This is a genomic window from Paenibacillus chungangensis, from assembly GCF_042675905.1.
Lineage (GTDB): Bacteria > Bacillota > Bacilli > Paenibacillales > Paenibacillaceae > Pristimantibacillus > Pristimantibacillus chungangensis.
Map to the genome: position 1 here is coordinate 812,455 of NZ_JBHTJZ010000005.1, position 16,709 is coordinate 829,163.

Annotated in this window: 16 protein-coding genes; all 16 read left to right on the forward strand. The window is 47.7% G+C overall.

Features of this window, described 5'->3' with window-relative positions:
• Positions 1 to 10: 10 nt before the first annotated feature.
• On the forward strand, positions 11 to 646 hold the full coding sequence (gene ehuC, locus ACFQ2I_RS06305; protein WP_377562838.1) for an ectoine/hydroxyectoine ABC transporter permease subunit EhuC: 636 nt from the start codon (positions 11 to 13) through the stop codon (positions 644 to 646).
• A 4-nt stretch (positions 647 to 650) separates the two neighbouring features.
• Positions 651 to 1,310, forward strand: a complete 660-nt coding sequence (gene ehuD, locus ACFQ2I_RS06310) for an ectoine/hydroxyectoine ABC transporter permease subunit EhuD (RefSeq protein ID WP_377562839.1) — start codon at positions 651 to 653, stop codon at positions 1,308 to 1,310.
• A 60-nt stretch (positions 1,311 to 1,370) separates the two neighbouring features.
• Positions 1,371 to 2,216 (forward strand): ectoine/hydroxyectoine ABC transporter ATP-binding protein EhuA, encoded by an 846-nt coding sequence (ehuA, locus tag ACFQ2I_RS06315; protein WP_377562840.1) that lies wholly within the window; start codon positions 1,371 to 1,373, stop codon positions 2,214 to 2,216.
• 43 nt (positions 2,217 to 2,259) lie between these two features.
• Positions 2,260 to 2,841: a diaminobutyrate acetyltransferase gene (gene ectA, locus ACFQ2I_RS06320; protein WP_377562841.1), complete on the forward strand. Its 582-nt coding sequence runs from the start codon at positions 2,260 to 2,262 to the stop codon at positions 2,839 to 2,841.
• Positions 2,838 to 4,151, forward strand: a complete 1,314-nt coding sequence (gene ectB / locus ACFQ2I_RS06325) for a diaminobutyrate--2-oxoglutarate transaminase (RefSeq protein WP_377562842.1) — start codon at positions 2,838 to 2,840, stop codon at positions 4,149 to 4,151. The genes ectA and ectB overlap by 4 nt, the downstream gene beginning before the upstream one ends.
• Before the next feature lie 47 nt (positions 4,152 to 4,198).
• Complete coding sequence (locus ACFQ2I_RS06330; RefSeq protein ID WP_377562843.1) at positions 4,199 to 4,582, forward strand: ectoine synthase; 384 nt, start codon at positions 4,199 to 4,201, stop codon at positions 4,580 to 4,582.
• A 54-nt stretch (positions 4,583 to 4,636) separates the two neighbouring features.
• Entirely contained in the window at positions 4,637 to 5,533 is an 897-nt protein-coding gene (gene thpD, locus ACFQ2I_RS06335) for an ectoine hydroxylase (protein WP_377562844.1), read from the forward strand.
• A 2-nt stretch (positions 5,534 to 5,535) separates the two neighbouring features.
• Entirely contained in the window at positions 5,536 to 6,057 is a 522-nt protein-coding gene (locus tag ACFQ2I_RS06340) for a DUF2179 domain-containing protein (RefSeq protein WP_377562845.1), read from the forward strand.
• Between the two features lie 231 nt (positions 6,058 to 6,288).
• Positions 6,289 to 6,783 carry a MarR family winged helix-turn-helix transcriptional regulator gene (locus ACFQ2I_RS06345; RefSeq protein WP_377562846.1) on the forward strand — a complete coding sequence of 165 codons (495 nt, stop codon included), beginning with the start codon at positions 6,289 to 6,291 and terminating at the stop codon, positions 6,781 to 6,783.
• 97 nt (positions 6,784 to 6,880) lie between these two features.
• Positions 6,881 to 8,527 carry an MDR family MFS transporter gene (locus tag ACFQ2I_RS06350; protein WP_377562847.1) on the forward strand — a complete coding sequence of 549 codons (1,647 nt, stop codon included), beginning with the start codon at positions 6,881 to 6,883 and terminating at the stop codon, positions 8,525 to 8,527.
• 111 nt (positions 8,528 to 8,638) lie between these two features.
• A complete protein-coding gene (locus ACFQ2I_RS06355; RefSeq protein ID WP_377562848.1) occupies positions 8,639 to 10,195 on the forward strand; it encodes an ABC-F family ATP-binding cassette domain-containing protein in 1,557 nt (518 codons plus the stop codon).
• A 123-nt stretch (positions 10,196 to 10,318) separates the two neighbouring features.
• The gene (locus ACFQ2I_RS06360) at positions 10,319 to 11,449 is read left to right on the forward strand and encodes a tyrosine-type recombinase/integrase (protein WP_377562849.1); all 1,131 of its coding nucleotides are present in this window, start codon (positions 10,319 to 10,321) and stop codon (positions 11,447 to 11,449) included.
• Positions 11,450 to 12,771: 1,322 nt separating this feature from the next.
• Positions 12,772 to 13,359: an NYN domain-containing protein gene (locus ACFQ2I_RS06365; RefSeq protein WP_377562850.1), complete on the forward strand. Its 588-nt coding sequence runs from the start codon at positions 12,772 to 12,774 to the stop codon at positions 13,357 to 13,359.
• A 260-nt stretch (positions 13,360 to 13,619) separates the two neighbouring features.
• Positions 13,620 to 14,321, forward strand: a complete 702-nt coding sequence (locus ACFQ2I_RS06370) for a hypothetical protein (protein WP_377562851.1) — start codon at positions 13,620 to 13,622, stop codon at positions 14,319 to 14,321.
• An 834-nt stretch (positions 14,322 to 15,155) separates the two neighbouring features.
• The gene (comI, locus tag ACFQ2I_RS06375; RefSeq protein WP_277345901.1) at positions 15,156 to 15,251 is read left to right on the forward strand and encodes a competence inhibitor ComI; all 96 of its coding nucleotides are present in this window, start codon (positions 15,156 to 15,158) and stop codon (positions 15,249 to 15,251) included.
• A 919-nt stretch (positions 15,252 to 16,170) separates the two neighbouring features.
• On the forward strand, positions 16,171 to 16,686 hold the full coding sequence (locus ACFQ2I_RS06380) for a DUF6431 domain-containing protein (RefSeq protein ID WP_377562852.1): 516 nt from the start codon (positions 16,171 to 16,173) through the stop codon (positions 16,684 to 16,686).
• Positions 16,687 to 16,709 lie beyond the last annotated feature (23 nt).

The window sequence follows — 16,709 nt, forward strand, 5'->3', positions numbered from 1 at the left end:
CTTCCCGATAATGAAATGGCTGCCTTTCCTGGTGGACGGCGCCATTATCACCATTCAGGTGACGCTGCTCGCAGGAGTCGTATCCACCATACTGGCGTTCCTGTCAGGGCTCGGAAGGCTGTCGAATATTGCCCCCATTCGCTACGTATCGCGAACCTACATGGAGATCTTCAGAGCTTCGTCGTTGCTGGTCTTGTTGTTCTGGGTATATTTCGCTCTTCCCATGATCGGGCTGGAGCTGCCCAAACTGTGGGCTGCGGTGCTCGCGATTGGTCTTAACATCGGGGCGTACGGGTCGGAAATCGTTCGAAGCGCGATTGTGTCGATTCCGCAAGGGCAGTACGAAGCATCTACTGCGTTGAACCTGACACCGCTGCAGCGAATGGTGAAGATCATTATGCCACAAGCAATCGTTCGGATGCTGCCTCCGATGGGCAATCTATGGATCGAACTGCTGAAGTCGACATCGCTCGTTTATTTTATCGCCATGTACGACTTGACGTTCGAAGCGATGATTATCCGCAATAATAATCAATCTTACGAAGCTATTATTTTCGGCTTGTTACTGGTTATTTATTTCTTGTTGTCCACTTGTGTCACCGTCACGGTTCGCTTGCTGGAACGCAAATTAACCGCTTGGAGGTGATCGTATGTGGAACTGGAATTATGTCGTCGAGTTACTGCCAACGCTACTAGACGCTCTATTGGTATCGCTGTATGCCACCATCTGCGGATTCCTTCTGGCGGTCGTGTTGGGACTCGTATTCACACTTGGCAAGCGCTCGCCCAGACGTTGGATCAACCTGATAACCAACTCCGTTGTAGAATTCGTAAGACGAACGCCGCTGCTCGTGCAACTGTTCTTCTTGTACTTCGGAATATCCAAGATGCTGCCCGTGTCGATGACGGCGTTTCTGACCGGTGTAATCGGATTGGGGGTTCATTATGCGACCTACTTGTCTGAAGTGTACCGCTCCTGTATCGATGCGTTGCCTAAGGGACAATGGGAGGCGTCAACAGCATTGAACTTATCCAAGGCGAAGACTTGGCTGTTAATCATCTTGCCGCAGGCCATTCCTCCCGCGCTGCCGTTGATGGGCAACTATTTGATCGTTATCTTCAAAGAAACGCCGCTGCTGTCCGGTATCACGGTAATGGAAATGCTGCTCCGCGTGAAAAATGAAGTATCCAAGTCTTATCTGGTATTCGAGCCGTATACCGTCATTGGCGTCTTCTTCATCGTCATCAGCCTTGCGATGTCGCTGCTATTCAACCAGCTGGAGAAGCGAATTGAGAGGCGGCATTCCTAACAGAGATTGCTGGCGGCATGCCAGCAGAGATACGACAGCAAAGAGAAACGGAAGGAGTGAATGAACGTGAGTGCAGTGTTGGAAAAAGATGAAGAGGCCGACCGGAAGACAAAGGAGTCGCATTCTGGTCGGTTGCTGGGAGAGCCGATCGTACGATATGAGAATGTGACCAAATCATTCGGCGATCTGGAAGTGATTAAAGGAATCGATCTGACGATACATGCGGGTGAAAAGCTTGCGCTTATTGGGCCGAGCGGATCGGGTAAAACAACGCTGGGACGAATGTTGATGACGCTAGAGGAGCCTACAAGCGGCATGATCACAATTGATGGCGAGCCGTTATGGCATATGAATAATCGCCGCGGGCAGCTCGTCAGAGCGAATGAAAAGCATCTGCACAGGATGAGGGAGAAGGTGGGCATGGTGTTCCAGCATTTCAACCTATTCCCCCATCTGACGGTGTTGCGCAACGTGACGCTTGCGCCGACTACCGTGTTAAAAATGTCCAAGGAGGAAGCGCATGAGCGCGCCGTCACAATGCTGCGCAAGGTTGGGCTGGAGAGCAAGCTGGATGTGTATCCCGCTCAGTTGTCCGGCGGTCAGAAGCAGCGGGTGGCGATCGCCAGAGCGCTAGTCATGCAGCCGAAGGTGCTTGTGTTCGACGAAGTGACGTCTGCACTGGATCCCGAATTGGTCGGCGAGGTGTTAGAGGTGATTAAGGAAATCGCACAGGAGACCGATACGGCGATGATGCTCATCACGCATGAGATGGACTTTGCGAAAGATATTGCTGACACAGTCGTCTTCGGAGCAGAGGGGAGAATCGTGGAGCAAGGCTGTCCGACAGAGCTGTTCGACAATCCGAAGAGCGAGCGTCTGCGATCCTTCTTGAGCAGATTTCTATAGAGCAGGTGCATTGGGCTGGGAAGACAACGATGAGGAGGCATTTATGCAACAAGCATCAGCAACAAAGCAAGATGAGCAACAAAGCAGTGAAGATGGCAAGCTACTCTATCGAATGCCAAGCGTGGAAGAAGGAGCAAAGGCATGGGAGCTCGTCAGGGATTCCGGCGTACTGGATCTGAACTCCGCATATAGCTACTTGATGCTGTTCGACCTGTTCCGCGATACCTGCTGTGTAGCAGTGGAAGAAGGAGAACTCGTCGGCTTCGTCTCGGCGTTCCGCAAACCAACAGAGACCAGTACTCTGTTCGTCTGGCAGATCGGAGTATCTGCGAAGATGAGAGGCAGAGGCGTAGGCAAGGCATTGATCAGGCAGCTTCTGCAGCGTGTCGGTACTGCGAACGTTCAGTATATCGAAGCGACGATCAGTCCAGGCAATATGCCGTCTAGCAAGCTGTTCCAGTCAGTGGCCGACGAGTTGGGAGCGGAATGCGCTATTCGCGACTATTATTCATCGGAGCTGTTCCCTGGCGATGGACACCATGACGATGAAAGGTTATACCGGATCGGTCCATTCCGGCTTCAGGAGACGACTTGGAAACAATCATTAGAGGAGGCAGGCAAATGAAACAAGTACAAGAGAAGGCATCTTCATTACAAGTATTCGATCAGATGGAATCCGAGGTGCGCAGTTATATTCGGAGCTTCCAAACGGTATTCAAAAAAGCAAGCAACGCTAAATTATGGGATAAGAATGGCACGGAATACATCGATTTCTTCGCAGGGGCGGGTTCCCTGAACTATGGGCATAACAATGAAGGTATTCGCAACAAGCTTGTCCAGTATTTGATGGACGATGGTATCACGCATAGTCTTGACATGGCGACTGAAGCAAAGGAAACATTCTTGGTCCGCTTCAACGAGATCATATTGGAGCCTCGAAAGCTTCAATACAAAATTATGTTCCCAGGACCAACGGGGACCAATTCCGTTGAGAGCGCAATGAAGACGGCAAGAAAGGTGACAGGAAGGAAAAATATTATCTCCTTCACTAATGCGTTCCACGGCATGTCGCTAGGGTCGCTTGCGGCGACAGGAAATTCCTTCAAGCGCGGCGGTGCAGGTGTCAGCCTGCCGGATACTACATTCGTACCATATGATGGCTATCTAGGGGGTTCTGTCGATACGTCGATGATCTTGGATAAGCTGCTCGATGACCCGGGCAGTGGCGTAGACTTGCCGGCAGCCGTTATCTTGGAGACATTGCAAGGGGAAGGCGGTCTGAATGAGGCTAGTGTCGATTGGTTGCAGCGCATCGAAGCGATCTGCCGCAAGCATGGCATCCTGCTTATCGTCGACGACGTGCAGATGGGCTGCGGACGTACGGGCACCTTCTTCAGCTTCGAGGAAGCGGGAATCGAGCCGGACATTGTCTGCTTGTCCAAATCGATCGGCGGCTACGGCTTGCCTATGGCTTTAACGCTAATTAAACCTGAATACGATGTATGGAATCCCGGCGAGCATAACGGCACGTTCCGAGGCAATAATCTGGGATTCGTCGCCGCGACAGAAGCGCTCTCCTATTGGAAGGATGATGAACTAGAACGGAAAATCGCCGCTGATGCGGAGATAATTCGTACGGCGCTTCAAGGTCTGAAAGCCAAGTACAGCAGTCATATCGTGGAATTGCGCGGCAAAGGCTTAATTCAAGGCCTCGTCTTCAAAAAGGCTGATGACGCTTCACGCCTTAGCAAGGAAGCGTTCAAGCATGGCGTCATTATGGAAACGTCAGGTGCTCATGACGAGGTGGCCAAGGTAATGCCGCCGCTTACAATCGAGAAATCGCTGCTGCAAGAAGGGCTAGCGCGTATTGAAGAGGTATTGTCTGACATGTACGATTCCACCGCCAGCAAAGTACAGGCGAAGGCGCGAGCTTGAGAGCGAGACAACAAACTTAGGGATAGAAGCAGGGAGAGTGACAACAAGTGATCGTAAAACATTTGGACGATGTGGTTAAAACTGAGGATGATATTCAAGCAGAGACATGGAACTCCAGAAGGCTGCTTCTGAAGAAAGACGGTATGGGCTTCTCGATGCATGATACGGTCATCAAGCCGGGGACGGAGACGTTAATCTGGTATCGGAACCATGTAGAGGCCGTCTACTGCATTGAAGGGCAAGGCGAGATTGAAGTGATTGGCGGAAAGACGTATCCGATCGTGCCGGGCACATTGTATGCGCTCGACGGACATGAGAAGCATATGCTCCGTACGGAGATAGGGATGCGCATGGTATGCGTGTTCAATCCTCCGATTACCGGTAATGAAGTGCATGACAAGGATGGCGTGTATCCGTTAGTCGAGGAATAATTCAAAAACGAGACGTAATTAAAACTATTCGAAGAGAAGGAGATGTTGGCCAGGATGAAAATGGATCAAACAGTAGTGAAAACCAAGGAAGATGCATACCCGTCCCGAATTGCCGAGCAACCGGAGCTGCTGGAACGCAAGGACCCTGTCGTACACAGCGAATGGTCCCCGGGAGCCGCGCTTACGAAGGAGCAATCCGACTTCTACGACAAGAACGGCTACTTGTTCCTGGAGGAATTCTTCTCGCAAGAGGAGATAGAGGCATGGCGCAATGAGCTGGAGCGGCTGCAGGGCGCTTATCGCGATCAAGAAGCCGCCCATGTTATTCGCGAGCCCGGCGGTAAAGAAGTTCGTTCGATATTCGCGGTGCATGAGAACAACGACATCTTCAAGCAGCTCGCTGCGCATCCCAAGCTGGTGGCGATGATGGAATACTTGCTGGGATCGGAGACGTACATTCATCAATCCCGGATCAACTTCAAGCCTGGATTCAACGGGAAAGAATTCTACTGGCATTCCGACTTCGAGACCTGGCATGTGGAAGATGGCATGCCTCGCATGCGGGCGCTGAGCTGTTCGATCGCTCTGAGCGACAACCATCCCTTCAATGGTCCTCTGATGGTCATTCCGGGCTCGCACAAGAAGTTCGTAGCCTGTGTCGGCCAGACGCCGGAGAATCACTTTAAGGACTCTCTGCGCAAGCAGGAATATGGTGTGCCAGATCATGACAGCTTGACGAAGATGGCGGAAGAAGGCGGTATCGATACACCAGTCGGGAAAGCCGGTTCTGTGCTCCTATTCGATTGCAACGTTATGCACGGATCAAACAGTAACATCTCTCCTTACCCGAGGAGCAATGTGTTCATGGTGTTCAATAGTGTAGAGAACAAGCTGCAGGAGCCATTCTCCGGCCAGAAGCCTAGACCGGATTATATCGCTTCCAGAGACTAATCATGAGTCCAGCCCTCATTGTCGCTTTAATACTGGGGATCAATATTACGTATGTCTCTATCTTCACACTGCGATTAATATTGGTCATTAAGGGCAAACGGACGATGGCAGCTATGCTGTCCATGATCGAAGTGTTCATCTACCTTGTCGGCTTGCAGATCGTGCTGGATAACCTGTCCAGCCCGCTCTACATCGGCGCGTACTGTATCGGCTTCGGGATCGGCGTCTACATGGGCAGCCGGATTGAGGAAGCGCTGGCGCTCGGTTATTCCGTCGTGCAGGTGATCGCGGATACCGTGAACACAAGCTTGCCTGATCGACTCAGAAGCTATGGATACGGCGTTACAGTGTGGCATGCGGAGGGCCGCAACGGTCCGCGAATGGTTATGCAGGTGCTGGTTAAGCGCAGTAACGAGAAGCGGTTGCTTGAGCGAATCGCGGAGGAAGCGCCTAAAGCATTCGTCATCTCACATGAGCCAAGACACTTCCGCGGCGGCTTCTGGGCGAAGCTGCTGGAGCGTTAGCTGCAATTCGCAATATCATGTTGAGTGATCAAGATATTCAACTCTGCAAGCATTGATGGACTGATTAAACAGAGCAGCATTCTTTGCTTCCCCTACCATACATGGTGGGGGATTTTTCATGTTGTCCGTCGCTTTATGGCACTTGACAAATAGATTGTTTATTACTTAATATTTAAATAGTTTAAATATATAGTTGTGAAGTGAATTGGACGGATTAGGCGGGTGATGAAGGTGATATCGTATAATAGCCGATTTCTGCAAGCCATTACGATACTGAATCGGTATTACGGAAGAGAACTGATATACGAACTGGGTGAAGGGGTCACCCGCACGCAGCTGTATATGCTTCTAATGATTAAAGAACGAGGCAAGAGCAGGCCAACGGAGCTCGCGGAGAAGCTGGATGTGAAGCCCAGTGCGGTGACGGTCATGATCGACAGATTGGAGAAGGCCGGGTACGTGGCACGTACGTATGATCAGAAGGATCGAAGAGTGATTTTAATTGAACTAACAGATTCGGGTAGGCACATGCTGGATCGGGCGCTCGAAGTTCGCAAGGAAATGGTGGGCAAGCATCTGGCGCAATTAAGCGACGATGAAACGAAGGCGGTAACGGAAATACTGGAGAAGATGGTGCAATTCATATCGGACGACGGGCAGCACGGCACAGGGTGCGGTCATGGAGCTAAATGCAAGTCAACGGGGGAAGGAACGGAGAGAAAGTAGACGTTCCGGTCCAAGTAAGTGCGTGGGTGCCTTCGCAAACAAGCAGTTGTGAGAAATATATCGAGAAACAAATGTTTACAGGATTGGGGAGAATAATATGGAGCAATTATCAAATAAAAGAAAAGTTACGATTATGCTGGCGATTATGTCCGCGATGTTCTTCGCCGCCATCAATCAGACGATTGTTGGGACCGCTATGCCGCGAATAATCGCCGAGCTTGGAGGTATGCAATATTACAGCTGGGTCATTACGATTTACTTGCTTACTTCAACGATCGCAACGGTTATGGTGGGCAAACTATCGGATATGTACGGACGCAAGCCGTTCATGTTGATCGGCATCGTTATATTCATTATAGGTGGGCTATTGACAGGATTCTCTATGGACATAGCCCAACTAATTATATACCGGGGCGTTCAGGGAATTGGGGCCGGCATCATTATGGCTTCTGTATTCACCGCTGTCGGTGACTTGTTCTCGCCTAGGGAACGGGGCAAGTGGACGGGTATTCTTATGGCCGTATTCGGCTTCTCCAGCATGATCGGTCCTGCACTGGGCGGCTGGATCGTTGAGCATATGCCTTGGAGCTGGCTGTTCTGGATCTTCCTGCCGATCGGCATTATTGCATTCGCTATGATTCTGTTCTTGTTCCCTAAGGTGGACCAGAAGTCGGATGAGCGAATCGATTACGCAGGATCCATATTCCTAAGTCTTACGATTATCGCGCTGTTGACGGGCTTCTCACTGGTCGGCTCCGGAGACGGCTTCACCTGGACTTCGCCAGAAATTATCGCCTTATTCGCAGCAACAGTTGTATTCCTGATCGTCTTCATTATGGTGGAGCGCAAGGCGAGCAGCCCGGTTCTGCCGCTTAGCTTGTTCCGTAACGACATCGTGGTCATCTCCAACATCATCTCCTTCATTATTAATGCCGGTATGATTGGCGCATTGATCTATATTCCGTTCTTCATCCAGGGTGTCGAAGGCGTATCGCCATCTCAATCCGGATATGTCACTATGCCGATGTCGTTCGCAATGGTTGTCGTCAGTGCTCTTGTAGGACGTATCATTACGAAAACAGGCAAATATAAGCGTTATGGCATTATCGGCTTGCCGATTATGATTGGCGGAATGCTTGTCATGGCCAATATGTCCGAAGTGTGGCATGCGGTCACCGCTATGACGGTATTCGGCATCGGACTTGGCCTCAGCATGCCGATCTTCACGCTGACGGTTCAAAATGCGGTAAGTCCCCGTGAGCTGGGTGTTGCTACCTCCTCGTCGCAGCTGTTCCGCAGCGTCGGCGGAACGATCGGTATCGCCGTACTCGGTTCCATCATGCAGTCCCGCATGATGAAGGAAATGAATGAGCAAGCGGCAGCTGCAGGCGGCGGAGGAGCGCTTGAGGGAATGGATCCGAAAGTGGCGGAAGCACTCGCACCGCTGCAATCGCCGGAAATACTGCTGAACCAGCCAGAGCTGGAGAAGCTGCTTCATGGCTTGCCAGAGGCGGTTCAGCCGATTGCTAACGGCATCGTCGAAATGGTGCGCACAGCGATGGCCAACTCGCTTAGCACGGTCTTCCTGGTCGGCGCCGGACTAGTCGTCGTGGCTTTCGTGCTCGTGTTTTTCTTGCGCGAGATACCGCTTCGCACAAGCAATCACATGCCCGGGGAGGAAGTCGAAGAGGCAGCGGAGCGCGAGTCAGATAAGCTGCCATCCCATATGGAGGGCGCACATTAAGCTTGATTTGCGATTTTTTTGCCGCCCGAGACCGGATTTGTAGTTGAGCTTACCTCCTATAAACCTTTATAATAGAGCGTATATGAATTTTTATAGGAAAAGGTGCAATGAATGAGCATACTAAACGTAGAGAAATTAAGTCACGGCTTCGGTGATCGGGCGATCTTCAACGATGTGTCGTTCCGCTTGCTGAAAGGCGAGCATATCGGTCTGATCGGCGCCAATGGTGAAGGCAAATCCACATTCATGAATATTATTACAGGCAAGCTGCAGCCGGATGACGGCAAAGTGGAATGGTCCAAGCGGATGCGGGTCGGCTATCTGGATCAGCATGCGGTACTGTCCAAGGGAATGACGATCCGTGATGTGCTCAAGAGCGCATTCCAGTATCTGTTCGACATGGAGCAAGAGATGAACGACATGTACGGACGGATGGGCGAGGTGTCGCCTGAGGAGCTGGAGACGCTGCTGGAGGAAGTCGGTACAATTCAAGATACGCTGACCAACCAGGACTTCTATCTGATTGATGCGAAGGTGGAGGAGACGGCGCGCGGCCTGGGCTTGACGGATATCGGGCTCGACAAGGACGTGTATGATCTGAGCGGCGGACAGCGGACGAAGGTGCTTCTGGCCAAGCTGCTGCTGGAGAAGCCGGACATTCTGCTGCTTGACGAGCCGACCAACTATTTGGACGAACAGCATATCGAATGGTTGAGGCGTTACTTGCAGGAGTACGAGAATGCATTTATTCTGATCTCTCATGATATCCCGTTCCTGAACAGCGTCATCAATCTGATCTACCATATGGAAAATCAACAGCTGTCGCGTTATGTCGGCGACTACGATCACTTCATGCAAGTGTATGAGATGAAGAAGCAGCAGCTGGAATCGGCGTTCAAGCGTCAGCAGCAGGAGATTGCGGAGCTTAAGGACTTCGTAGCGCGGAACAAGGCGAACGTCGCAACGCGCAACATGGCGATGTCCCGCCAGAAGAAGCTCGACAAGATGGATGTTATCGAGCTGGCGAAGGAGAAACCGAAGCCGCAGTTCAATTTCCAGGAAGGTCGGACAGCCGGCAGGGTGATCTTCGAAGCGAGAGGGTTAGTGATCGGTTATACCGAACCGCTGTCCCGTCCGCTTGATCTGAGAATGGAGCGCGGGCAAAAGATCGCGCTGGTCGGTGCGAACGGCATCGGCAAAACGACGCTGCTTCGCAGCATCCTGGGAGAAATTCCTGCGTTGTCCGGCGAAGTGGAACGTGGTGAAAATCTGGAGATCGGCTACTTCGAGCAGGAAGCGAAGGACGCGAACTACAACACTTGTATCGATGAGATCTGGAATGAGTTCCCTTCATTGAATCAATTCGAGGTTCGCGCAGCTTTGGCGAAATGCGGACTGACGACGAAGCATATCGAGAGCAAAATTCAGGTGCTCAGCGGCGGGGAGAAAGCAAAAGTGAGGCTGTGCAAGCTGATCAACCGTGAGAGCAATGTGCTCGTGCTTGACGAGCCGACGAACCATCTAGACGTAGATGCGAAAGATGAGCTGAAGCGTGCGCTTAAAGCGTACAAGGGTAGTATACTGCTTATTTCCCACGAGCCGGAATTTTATCGCGATGTCGTGACGGAGACGTGGAATTGCGAGTCGTGGACGACGAAGGTATTTTAATATTAGCCATATATGCTTCCGGAAGAACTGGAGAATGGCATTGTCTATGAGGCAATGTCGTTCTCTTTTTTTGTAGGTGCGTCTGTCATAATTTTACGATAATGGTATAATGGGAGGGATTATGTGGAAATTAGAGTAAGTAAAAGGGATGAGCAGTGGTTAGGCATTCGAATAGAACCATTCTCCATGGCTGCTGTAGAAAAAATCAAATCCATAGCGGGGCGAAAGTGGGTATTGGCGGAGAAACTGTGGCTCATTCCTTACAAGCTTGCGACCGTTGCTCAACTGGCGGAGCTCTTCCACGAGGATGTCATTCATATTGATGAAGTATTGGAAGAGGAGTGCTTCTTCCTTCGTGAATGGTTGGATGCTAGCAAGAAGACGGCCGCACGTTCCTCGGGGCTTCTGAAGCAGTGGGATAATGGCCATCGACAAGAGATGAGCAATGCATTAGTGGCGAAAGGATACAGCTCTAAAACGGTGAAGGCCTATAACGGACACGTAAGGCGATTATTGATTCATGTGCTGGAGGAGCGAGGGAATTGCGATAAAATTGGAGAGACCGATATTCGTCAGTATTCACTTCAACTGTTACATGACAAGAAATCGCATGCCTATGTGAACCAAGCCATTAGTGCCATCAAATTCTATTGTGAGAGAGTGCTGCTGCTGCGAATGCGCGAAGCTTACGTTAGACTGAAGAAGGAAACTAAACTTCCTGCTGTATTCTCAATCGAGGAAGTGAAGACCATCATCCTAGCTCCGAGCAATGTTAAGCATCAGGCAATATTAGCGTTGACCTATTCGTCGGGGCTTCGGGTGAGTGAGGTAGTACGGTTGCAGTCGGAGGATATCGATATTGGCCGCAAGACAGTCCGTGTTCGACAAGGGAAAGGGAGGAAGGATCGATATAGCATCTTGTCAGGCTATGCGCTGGCCATTCTTCAGAAATATATGAGACTGGAAGCGCGGGGCAAGTGGTTATTTCCGGGTAGTGAAGCGGGAAAGCACTTGACGGAGCGATCTGTGCAGAAAATGTTCGAGCAGGCGTTAACGAGATCAGGAGTAGGGAAAAAAGGAAGTGTGCACAGCTTGCGTCATTCATTCGCCACCCATCTATTGGAAAGCGGCATAGACATTCGCTATATCCAGCAATTGCTGGGCCATGAAAGCTCTCGTACCACTGAGCGTTACACACGTGTGAGCACAAAGAGCATTAGCCGAATAAAGAGTCCATTGGATTCCTTGGAGTAAACGGAGTGCTAGAGAGCTTACTACAAAGATATCCATGATGAACTACGCAAATCCTCTCTTCTTCGCGATATTAATAAAATACGTAGATAGGATGTTATGTGAAACCGGCGAAAAACAATTAAAACAAAAAAGGACTAACCCATAAATTAAATTCCTTTTAATGAGGTGGTTGCAATTATCGTAGTCTGGATTATATTAATTGGGATTTTAATCACATCGATTCTCAGCCTGATTGATGGCCTCAGAAACAGATCGAGATTTAGTATATCTGAAAGAATAACATCGTATATCATGGCGCTAGTAATTGCTATTATTTTTACATTAATCATATCTATATCTTCTAATGAATCCGATATAGGATTGTTAATAACAGTGGCAATAATGTTGACTCTTATTTTCGGGAATATGTGGTATTACGTTAAAATCGAAAAAGTGAAAAATGTATTAGAAATGAAATTTAGAATGCTAAAGTACTTGTTATTGTCTATAGTATTATTAATTATAAATGTGATAGTTACAAGTGCAATAACGAATTGAATGAAAAAGATTTTGAATGATTTATCGAAGAGGACGCCGGCAACACATAACACCGTATTCACGCAGCGTCGCTATCGCTCCTTGGTCCGGCCGAAGCAGGAAGAAGAGGTTTCGAAGAAGCTTATTCAGTAGCAGGGAAGCCTATTCAGCCGGACAACCTTGCACTGCCTAACCGCGTCGCGGCCGTTCCCTCCGGTCACTTAAGGCAGTGAAGGTTCGTGAATACAAAAACGTTATCCGAAACTGCTAGATATTAAAGAAATGAAGTATGTTTTCCCCCACGTGAATGGAGACTAATGTTTCAGGAAAGCCCGACAATTCAAGGGAAATATCAAAGTGTATTCGGATCCGAAGCAAGCCCGACAGTTCAAGAGAAATATCGAAGCATATTCGGATCCGAAGCGAGCCCGACAGTTCAAGAGAAATATCGAAGCATATTCGGATCCGAAGCAAGCCCGACAGTTCAAGAGAAATATCGAAGCGTATTCGGATCCGAAGTTAGCCCGGCAGTTCAAGAGAAATATCGAAGCATAATCGGATCAGAAGTAAGCCCGGCAATTCAAGGGAAATTTAAGAGCTGAAGAACTATTTTTGAATGTATTTTCAGGAGGCCAGCAGCATCGGATAACACCATATTCACGCATCGGGCATTCGCCCTCGGTCCCAGAAGCGGCTTCGAAGAAGTGGTTGCTGTGGACACACCTGGCATTCGCCAGGCGTCGTGAATATACGAAACGTTAGCTGAAATTACTGAAATTACAAAAATATAATAGGAGTGTCTTGTTATGTGGATACAAGGTCCTAAAGATTTTACTAGCTATAGAAGAATGATGATTTTTATTGATGGTGAAAACATTACCATGAGATTTCAAGAACTTTTAAGTAAGGGAATGGTTCCGCGAGAATCTGTAAAACATTTAAAAGATGTTTATGCATGGGATGAAAATACAACCTCTATAATTGGAAAACATGAAGTAATTCGTGCAGTTTTTTATACTTACGCAGTAGGTGATAATCAAAAGATAGATGAAATAAACGAGTCTATCAAATCTTTTAATTACTTTAAGAACTATAATTCAGAGTTACCTAATAAACTTTTTCCGTGTGTGTTTAAAAAAGAAAATAGAAGTCGAAGTGGTAAAGGTGTAGACATTCAAATGACAGTTGATATCCTTCATCATTCACACAACGATAATCTTGATACTGTGTTTCTAATAACTGGAGACGGTGATTTTATGCCAGTAATTAATGAAGTAATAAGAGCTGGTAAACAAATATATCTTGCGTCATTTACTAGTGGGCTTAATCCCCAACTTAAGAAAAATGTAGATTATTATTTAAATCTAGACCCTGTTTTTTTCCAAACTGAATGAACTATAAGCTTATTCAAGATGTCAGTAACTTCAGCTAACACAGTATTCACACTTCGGGGCATTCGCCCCTCGGTCCGCCCGTGGCAATTCGGAGAGGATGATACAGGCGGACACATCTGCAAGACTAATCTCGCTTTGCGAACCGGTTGAAGGGCTGGCTGCGCCAATCCTGATCTGCCCTTAAGTCTTTCGACGTCGTGAATACAAGAACGTTAGACGCAATTATTGCAAATAGGCCAAAGAATTTGGAGGGTGTTTCAATGAAGTGGATTATTTGTTTATCCGGGGATGAAGCGGATCTTTATGAGCTTTCAAAATCACTAAATACAGAATATTTAACTGTATTTAAGGAAGGGGATCAATATTACTTAAAATCATCGCAAATCCTATCTACAGATGAATATAGGGAAGTTTCTGAGAAAGTTAAGGAGTTAGTCGACTTAATTAATGGCGCTACAAAGCTTGCCTTAGGAACTCGAAACACGATTGCTGTAACAGATATTTATGTACAGAAAGACGATGGGGGACGTATTTTATTTGGGTCAGCACATCTTTCTGCTTCAATACGAGTGAGGGCGAGCACTCAAATCATTAGAGCTGATGGAACAATTGAAATATGTAATCCTGCTGATTCTGTATCAAACTGGTTAGATTTATCTCAAAAAAATGAATTGATCAATAAAGTATTTAAGTTAATATCTCATGATAGTGACAGTTGGATTGGGCTATTTAAGATTTTTGAGGTAATAGACAAAGATTCTGGAATTAGATCCTTCTCTTCTGTTTCTTCTGAGAATCTCAAGAGATTTACCCAAACAGCTAATAGTTATAAGGCTGTGGGCATGGAAGCGAGGCATGCATTAGATTATGAACCTCCAAAGAAGCCTATGAATATCACCGAGGCGAGATCTTTGATTTATATAGTAGTTAACGAATGGCTTAGGCAGAAAGATGAGATGTAGGATATTCGAAGAAGGCAATAACAGCGTCTAACACCATATTCACGCATCGGGGCATTCGCCCCTCGGTCCGGCAGGAGATATTGGCAGGGAAGAGTTGACAGCCGGACACACTCGACTTCGTCGAGCGTCGTGAATATACGAAACGTTATACGCAACCCTTGAAACATATTAAAAATTGAAAAGCCTAAGCGAAAGTAAGCTTGAGTTTGAGCGTATATTTCATAACCAAGCAGATTTAAAAAGACTATTTTGAAGGTAGCTCATTATGGAGTAAATCTGAAAAGACTATTATGAAAGTGCCTCATTACGAAGCAGATTGAAAAGACTGTTTTGAAAGTAACTCATTACGAAGCAGATATGAATAGATTTTTTTTGAAAGTACCTCATTACGAAGCAGGTCTGAAGAGACTATTTTGAAAGTAACTCATTACGAAGCAAATTGGAAAAGCTATTTTTGAATGCCGCTCATTGCGAAGTGAATTTAAAAAGACTGCTCTGAAGGCAGCTCAATATGAAGCAGATTTTTTACGCAGTGCTATAGAAGAATGTGAATGATAAGTCAAGAAGCCAAGGGCAGCGTATAACACCATATTCACGCATCGGGGCATTCGCCCCTCGGTCCCAGAAGTAGCTTCGGAGAAGTAGTTGCTGTGGACACACCCGGCATTCGCTGGGCGTCGTGAATACAAGAACGTTATAGGAAATTCCGGCAAAGCGTATAAAACCCAAAAACACGAACAAACATTCTATTCATTACTTTGTCAATGTGGTAAGATATAGAAGTACAATTGAATCTTGGGTGGTCATAGTTTCCCTTCGAAAGGAGGTGGAGCTATGGAGGTTAAAGACGCATTGACAATCATGTTTTTATTCGGCATGTTTATCCTTGCCCTCTTAACATACATTAATTCCAACAACAAGAGAAAGTAAAAACCCACCCCAAGGTTTCGCGGCCAAAGGTGGGTTTTTATTTCCGATAAGGACTTAGAAGGGAATAAACCATCCAAGCCAATTGTATAGCCGAGTGTTAGCGCACTCGGTTTTCTTATAACGATCATAACACAAATTGGATTGAATGAAAACCATGAAAAGAGCTTAATTAAAACCTGTATAAAAACCTGTATAAAACATTATAACCCGTATGAAGGGATTTGAATGAAAGATCAAAGAAGGCCGGAACATCCTATAACACCGTATTCACGCTGCGTCGCTATCGCTCCTTGGTCCGGGCCGGAGTAGTAAGAAGAGGTTTCGAAGAAGATAATTCAGTAGCAGGGAAGCAGATTCAGCCGGACAACCCTGCACTGCCTAACCGCGTCGCGGCCACTCCCTTCGGTCGTTTAAGTCAGTGAGGGTTCGTGAATACAAGAACGTTATGTGCAATCGGGGTAACACTTTAAAACATATAGAGCCGTATAACCCACAAGATCGTAAAACCTAAGAGCCTAAAGAATTTGAGAGATTGTAATTGCTTGATGGATTTGAAAAACTTGAAGGTCTTGAAGAACTTGAACAACATGAATGACTTAAATGACTTAAGTGCTTGAATGACTTGAATGATTTGAAGGACTCGGTGACTTGAAAGGATAGAAAAATTTAAGAACTTTGAAGAGCGTAAGAGGACTTGAAGAACTTACAGTGTTTTAGCTGACCCCGAATGCCCGAAAGTTGACGTTAATGCCTGTCCGTAAACTGACCGATATAATGACCAAGAAGAATAACGAGGGGGGAAAAGAAAGACGCCTCTTTAGCGAGATACTGGTCCAACAGTATCACAAGAGGCGTCTCCTTACACTCAACATGGTCATTGTATCAAAATATACGCTCCTTGAAAAGGAGCCAAGAAGCGGTGTTTTTCGTTAGGAGTGCGGAGCAGATCGCGGCCCCTTGCTGCGGCGGTCCACTGGGTATTGTAGGAAGCCGTCCCCGGGTTTGGTACAAAAGCTCCGGGGAAAAGGCGAAGTTGGTCATCCGTCGTCTGTATTGTGAAGCTTGCGGCAAGATTCATCATGAACTGCCGGATCTGCTCGTACCGTACAAACGATACGATGCCGAAAGTATCGAAGCGGTGCTTTCAGCGTCGAACCGTACAGATGTGGCGGCCGATGAATCGACCTTGCTTCGCTGGAAATGCTGGTTTCTAGCCTGGGTGGTGTATGCAGCAGGTTGCTTGCAAGCGATCGCCATTCGCAGGGGGCTTTCTGTGGTCAGTCCGTCCACTGAGCCACAGTCCGCACTCCATTTGTTTGGGCGGTTAGTAGGCGATGCTGCCGGTTGGCTGAGTCGAGCTGTCCGGCCACTAGCCAATTCGAACTTATGGGTTACAGACCCGTTCTGCCTTTCTGTCCGCACCCCTTCGGGATAAACTCATGCTCATAGCCCAAAGAA